Source organism: Nostoc sp. WHI (assembly GCF_015714725.1).
Lineage (GTDB): Bacteria > Cyanobacteriota > Cyanobacteriia > Cyanobacteriales > Nostocaceae > Nostoc.
The window spans coordinates 1-5,406 of record NZ_WBKM01000372.1 but is presented as its reverse complement, the minus strand read 5'-3'; the positions used below and the strand labels follow the sequence as shown (position 1 = coordinate 5,406).

The 5,406-nt window shown below is 42.4% G+C and carries 7 protein-coding genes and 2 pseudogenes; 3 read left to right on the top strand and 6 right to left on the bottom strand.

Features of this window, described 5'->3' with window-relative positions; genetic code table 11:
• Positions 1 to 95: 95 nt before the first annotated feature.
• Together F8S12_RS38380 and F8S12_RS38375 are read left to right on the top strand one after the other, a co-directional pair.
• Positions 96 to 260, top strand: a pseudogene (locus tag F8S12_RS38380) (IS701 family transposase); the annotation flags it as partial.
• 1 nt (position 261) lies between these two features.
• The gene (locus tag F8S12_RS38375; protein WP_196521564.1) at positions 262 to 1,101 is read left to right on the top strand and encodes a histone deacetylase family protein; all 840 of its coding nucleotides are present in this window, start codon (positions 262 to 264) and stop codon (positions 1,099 to 1,101) included.
• Positions 1,102 to 1,504: 403 nt separating this feature from the next.
• Here F8S12_RS38375 and F8S12_RS38370 read toward each other — a convergent pair whose 3' ends face one another.
• From F8S12_RS38370 to F8S12_RS38360, 3 genes and pseudogenes are all read right to left on the bottom strand, one after another.
• Positions 1,505 to 2,050, bottom strand: coding sequence for an NADPH-dependent FMN reductase (locus F8S12_RS38370; protein WP_196521563.1), 546 nt, complete (start codon positions 2,048 to 2,050; stop codon positions 1,505 to 1,507).
• Between the two features lie 441 nt (positions 2,051 to 2,491).
• Positions 2,492 to 2,896 (bottom strand): hypothetical protein, encoded by a 405-nt coding sequence (locus tag F8S12_RS38365; RefSeq protein WP_196521562.1) that lies wholly within the window; start codon positions 2,894 to 2,896, stop codon positions 2,492 to 2,494.
• A 465-nt stretch (positions 2,897 to 3,361) separates the two neighbouring features.
• Positions 3,362 to 3,568: pseudogene (locus tag F8S12_RS38360) on the bottom strand (hypothetical protein); the annotation flags it as partial.
• Between the two features lie 300 nt (positions 3,569 to 3,868).
• Here F8S12_RS38360 and F8S12_RS38355 point away from each other — a divergent pair.
• Positions 3,869 to 4,177, top strand: coding sequence for a hypothetical protein (locus F8S12_RS38355; RefSeq protein WP_196521560.1), 309 nt, complete (start codon positions 3,869 to 3,871; stop codon positions 4,175 to 4,177).
• A 132-nt stretch (positions 4,178 to 4,309) separates the two neighbouring features.
• Here the strand turns inward: F8S12_RS38355 and F8S12_RS38350 are convergent, their stop codons facing one another.
• The 3 genes from F8S12_RS38350 to F8S12_RS38340 form a co-directional block, all read right to left on the bottom strand.
• The gene (locus F8S12_RS38350) at positions 4,310 to 4,477 is read right to left on the bottom strand and encodes a hypothetical protein (protein WP_196521559.1); all 168 of its coding nucleotides are present in this window, start codon (positions 4,475 to 4,477) and stop codon (positions 4,310 to 4,312) included.
• A 71-nt stretch (positions 4,478 to 4,548) separates the two neighbouring features.
• On the bottom strand, positions 4,549 to 4,785 hold the full coding sequence (locus tag F8S12_RS38345; RefSeq protein ID WP_196521558.1) for a hypothetical protein: 237 nt from the start codon (positions 4,783 to 4,785) through the stop codon (positions 4,549 to 4,551).
• A 141-nt stretch (positions 4,786 to 4,926) separates the two neighbouring features.
• A partial coding sequence (locus tag F8S12_RS38340; protein WP_196521557.1) for an IS630 family transposase occupies positions 4,927 to 5,406 on the bottom strand: 480 nt, incomplete at its 5' end.

Below are 5,406 nucleotides of genomic sequence, written 5' to 3'. Positions count from 1 at the left end.
TTTAATTACAAACATCATAAGTAATAAGATATTTATGCTCCTCTCTGGAGCGGAAAAATAATAAATATCTTTTAAGTGTTGATTGATGATTTAATATGAAATTTACAAAACTCGATTATTGTCAATATTTACTTAGTAGTCAAATAAACTACACTCTTACTAATTTAGCAGAACACTTAGAAAATATTAGTCATGATAAAATTAATTATTATTTAAAAAATGAAAAGCTAACTCCTCGTCTACTTTGGGATAATGTGAAATCTGGATAGGTTAAGAAGCTCAACAGTAGCAGACCAAATCCAATGGTTAAATCCTGACACTTCCAGAAATGTAATCAAAGAGATTGAACGAGTTCATTCCACCAAATACATTGAGTCAGTTCGCTCCTATTCTGCAAGAGGTTGGGGTTGTTTTGAGTCAACACAGATTTCTCCCCAAAGCTTTGAGGTTGCCTGCCTTGCGGTGAATGCTTGGTTGGATGGGGTTGATACTGTTTGGCAGGTGGGAAGACCAAGCTTTGTTCTGGCCAGACCACCAGGACATCATGCACTAGCAGATGAAGGGATGGGATTTTGCATTTTCTGTAATGCCGCAATTGCTGCCCTTTACGCTTTGGCCGCAGGACAAATCAAGCGAGTTGGAATTCTTGATTGGGATGTACATCACGGTAATGGAACGCAGGCGGCCGTGGAAAATGTTCCCAACATTGCTTTTTGTTCAATTCATCAATCTCCAGGTTATCCACACACAGGAAAATCCGACGAACATGGTAATTTTCACAATGTATTGAATCTTCCAATTGCTCCAGGTAGTTTAATACAAGATTACTGTAAGTTATTTGAGGAGATGGTTGTACCATTTTTCAAAGATTTCCACCCAGATATCTTGATTGTTAGTGCGGGATATGATGCCAACCAAGCAGATTTGCTTTCTAAGATCAACTTACAGCCCCAAGATTACGCCATACTGACTGATTATTGCCTCAATATTACACCGCGAATCCTTTTCGGTTTGGAAGGCGGTTATGAATTAGAAAGTCTTTCTTTATCTGTGCTTGAGACAGTCAAACAGTGTTTAAACGTCTTCGTTGTGGACGCATAATTACAAAAATTCTTTTGGCTGCATACAGCTTATACAACCTAAATCTGCTCCGGGAGCAGTGCAATTTTGTTAGGTGTAGAACTTACGCAAAACTACATGCACTCTGGGGCGAATGGCACTAAGTTAAGATACAGCCCTTGCCCTGACTGGTTCCCAGCCTGGAGGCTGGGAATCCTATTGGGAGGCTCCGCCTCCTCTTTCTTGACGAGAGGCAGAGCCTCTCAGAATACATTCCCAGTCTAAGACTGGGAACGAGGTGACACAAGCCTTTGGGCTTTTCTTAGTACCATTCCACTCTGGGGCAATTCATGAATTGCTCCTAAGAAGAAAATGATTCTTTTCGGCTCTCGACTTTATCAATTCAGTTGAGTGTACTGTGGGCAAACCTTTGCCCACAGTACAACTAATTCACGCCCCGCAGCTTGCGAGTATTATCAACTAAACTCTGAGCAAATTGATCAAATCTTTGGGAGAGTTTCTCATCTACCAGCTTACCTTCAGGACTGAAAGCACCCCAAGCTTGCCCGATCGCAATTTGTTCTGGAATTACCCAACCATGAACCCATCTGATAATTAACCGTAGATCATTTAAAGCGTTACTATTAGACTGACCACCCAGGACACTAATTAATCCAGTCACTTTATCAGACAGTTGCTCAAAGCTCATCAAATCTAGAGCATTTTTTAGAACACCACTAACACCACCATGATACTCAGGTGTTGCTAAAATTAATCCATCGGCGCGACTGACTGTATCCTGCAACCTCTGAACATCTGGATACTCTAAGTACTCTTTTGCGCCATTGCAAAATGGTAGCTGCAACTGCCTTAAATCGAGAATTTCTACTTCTGCACCTAGAGCTTCTACTCTTTGCACTGCTAAGAGTAAAGCAAGCTGGGTATAGGAGTTGGGTCTTAAACTACCACCAATGCCAACAATTCTCACCATAATTAACCTACTAATTACTAACTAGCTAATATCACGAGATTTTTTTGAAAAGCGGAATCGTTATGAGTATGCTTATATTAACGATTGGTGTCGGAATGTGTCAAACTAAAATTTATTGCTAGGAGTATTGACTGCTGGGCAATGGCGCAAGGCTAGTGAGTCACTGCCGGAGGCAGGGGAGCAGGGAGCGGGGAGCAGGGGAGAGACTGGGACAGAGCTTGTACTCCGCCCCAGATCGAGCGTCCTAGAAGGACGGGACTTGCTCCCCCAGCTAAGTGCCTTCTTCCCCCCCTGCTTCTTCGGTCATTGACCATCAGAACTTGTTGTTAATATATAAGACTAGCTTAGTTGTCATCCCACTGGGGAGTAAAATTATCCGGGCTGTTCAACTTCATCCAATAGCCGGAAAAAACTTGGGAATGGTTTTGTGTGGAATCCCCACTAGCTGCGATCGCGTTCGTACTCCTGTGCCGTTTCATACTCACGCTGAAACTGTTTTAATTCTTGCACCCGTTTAAATAGCTGATCGCGTTGTGAAGTGTTGACGGTTTCTAGCTCCTTGACTTTGTGAGCTAATTGCTTAATCAGCAAGAACAATACGTTTTTATCAATATTTTCAAGTGTCTCACTGTTTACCAGCAGGCTGTTTAAGGTTTCACTTGCGGATGTAGTGCATTCTAGGAAATTACCAATAACCTTAAAATCCCAAGTTTCACCATCGACATCTTGGGGATGAATGTAAAAGCTATACTGATTGTTTTGGTCTTTTTGAACTCTAAGCCTAAAATCAATTGCTTTTCCATCGTGTAACTGAAAATAATTTTCTACTGTAAATTTATCCATCATGCTCAACCTTAAAAAGTTAGAAGAAATTCTCGAATACTTCCTATCTCTGCCCTCAACGTTTATAGCCTATTACGATGATTTATACGGGCATCCTTGGGGAAGAACAAAGCTTTTAGGTATGCTGTTGCTGGGCTTTGCATTTTATCTTGGGTTGTTCAGTCTAAATTTTTAGAATAAACCCCCAGCGAGTTATCCCCGGTCAGAGGGTTTAGGATGAATTAGATAAGCTTCAATTCTCAGCAGTTCCTTGTCAACGGCATCAAAGCGGCTCTCTATCTCGTCAAAACCGTGAGCCATGCCATCTGACATTTGCTTTAAATTATTTTTTAAATGCTCAAAGTCTCGCTGTGCTGCATACTCTTTTTTAGCGGCTTCTGCGGCCCTATTGTTGGAAAGTTCATAGATATTTCTGAAATGGGGATGATTTTATAACCACCCCCTTGTATTGGTATCTGACTTTTCCCGTTAAGTCTCTGTTGCAAGCTGCAAACCCTCACAGAGGTCGTGTAATTTTAACCAACCTCGCCACAGTACCTGGATACCAATAGGAGTTCTATGTCGATGTTCAAGATATCCGCCAAGACGAGCGATCGCTTCCACAGCCCAACCAGCTGTTAACACTTTAGGTAGTTTGGGCGATTTTGCTTTCAACACCTTAATCTGAAGGGGATTGAGGATTTCCATAGCGGTGGCTGTTGGCTATGGCGCTGGAAAGTCTCACAAACCAAGCATGGGATGAAGTGGAGCGAGTTTACCCGAATTTGTACAAACCGGAGCAGGGCGGGTAAACTGAATATCTAAAACTTCAAAACAACTATTCGCGATGCCTGCGGCGGCAAGCTACGCACTTAGTCAATCAGGCGCGATGCCTGCGGCGGCAAGCTACGCATTTATTGGGCATCGGGCATTGGGTACTGGGTGTTGCTAACTCCTGTAAAATATTGCCTTGTAACGCGCAATACAGGCGGCAAAATGAGCAAAGGCGGACGAACTGGTACAACTTGGGGGAATGGGTGGAACAGTGGTAACACAACACCGATCCGCGTGCCAATTGCATTGAAAGATAACATTTTGGCTTATGCTAGAGCGGTAGATGAAAATGATGTAGTCCCCTTGTCAGCAGGGGATTTTCTACAGATAATTGACCGTTACATTGCTTGGAGAACCAAAAATTATCGCTCTACCCAGCAATCTAGAGAACCGGATATTACAGCTCCTACATGGGATGAACTGCGGAAGCTGCGGAAGCTGCTGCGAGAATCTCCAGAATTGTTAAATTAGCTGGTTAAAACGTCTTTCGGCACGTTTGGCAAAACCAGCGCTGGACAACAACCCCGTTAGACAATTTGTGCGTGCCGTTTTTAAAAATTAGTAAGCCCCAACACTTCGGGCATTGTGGGCGAATGACCATTTTTACCATCTTGGATCAATTAAATCTGGTTCTATTTCACTGGCAATTTGTCCTTGCCTCATTAACCACTGCCCAAGAATTTTTGCGGCGGGTGGAATATGATGTTTATAACAGTATTCGTCGTATTCTTCCGACCACGGAAGATTGTGTTTAAATGCGTTTTCTGGCATAATTCATATTAGTTAGTATCCAGAAGCCACCTAGATTTGCAACGTCAGGGGTGGCTTTTTGGTTTTTGAGGTCAACGGTGACGTTTAAGTTTCATCTTTGCTGCTATATCTTGCATCTGATTTAGTAGCGAGGGATTTTGTTTAAATAATTCTGGCAATCCATCTAGGACGAATGCTGTTAGCACTATGGCTTCATCGGGTCTTAATTCTGGGTCAATGGTGCGGACATAGTTGATAAATTGATCTAGCTCGTAGATGGCGAGAGACCTAGCTTGAACTACTTTTGATGAGATTTTTTGTTTAGTCATTAGTCACTAGCCATTAGTCATTAGTTAACCCGCAGCGCGATCGCACCCCTTCCCCCCCTCACCCCGCCATCGCACCACAAATCAAAACCGCCCTAGCCACAGTGGGCAGGACGGTTTTATTTATAGCAGCCGCCAGGTTGGTTAGGACGCTGTACCAAGAACATCTTCCATAGCACTGCGAAGGCAGTCAAATTGAATTAGCTGTTTACGAATTCGACTTTTTAACCATGACCAACATCGCTCAATTTTGTTAAGATCGGGTGAATAGGATGGCAAATATTTTAATTGACAGCCTGCTGCTTCAATTAATTCTTTAATATGTCCACCGCGATGAAATGTAGCATTATCTGCAATTACTATTTGTCCTAATTTTAGCGTTGGTATTAAACAAGTTTTTAGCCAAGTCTCAAATACAGTTCTGTTGCAAGCTCCCTCAATAGTAAATGGAGCAAATAAATTCCCATTACAATATGCGGCAATCATATTAACTCGACCTTTTCTCCTGCCACTTTTGAGTGCATGGAAACGCTCACCCTTGCTATTCCAACCATAGCCATAATCTTCTCTATTATCCATTCCAGCTTCATCTATATAAACTATTTTCTCTGGTTTATACAATGC

Bases quoted from the DNA above. Each gene is read 5' to 3' on its own strand.
- F8S12_RS38350 (WP_196521559.1), bottom strand. From the start codon at position 4,477: ATGCCAGAAAACGCATTTAAACACAATCTTCCGTGGTCGGAAGAATAC.
- F8S12_RS38345 (WP_196521558.1), bottom strand. From the start codon at position 4,785: ATGACTAAACAAAAAATCTCATCAAAAGTAGTTCAAGCTAGGTCTCTC.
- F8S12_RS38365 (WP_196521562.1), bottom strand. From the start codon at position 2,896: ATGATGGATAAATTTACAGTAGAAAATTATTTTCAGTTACACGATGGA.
- F8S12_RS38355 (WP_196521560.1), top strand. From the start codon at position 3,869: ATGAGCAAAGGCGGACGAACTGGTACAACTTGGGGGAATGGGTGGAAC.
- F8S12_RS38370 (WP_196521563.1), bottom strand. From the start codon at position 2,050: ATGGTGAGAATTGTTGGCATTGGTGGTAGTTTAAGACCCAACTCCTAT.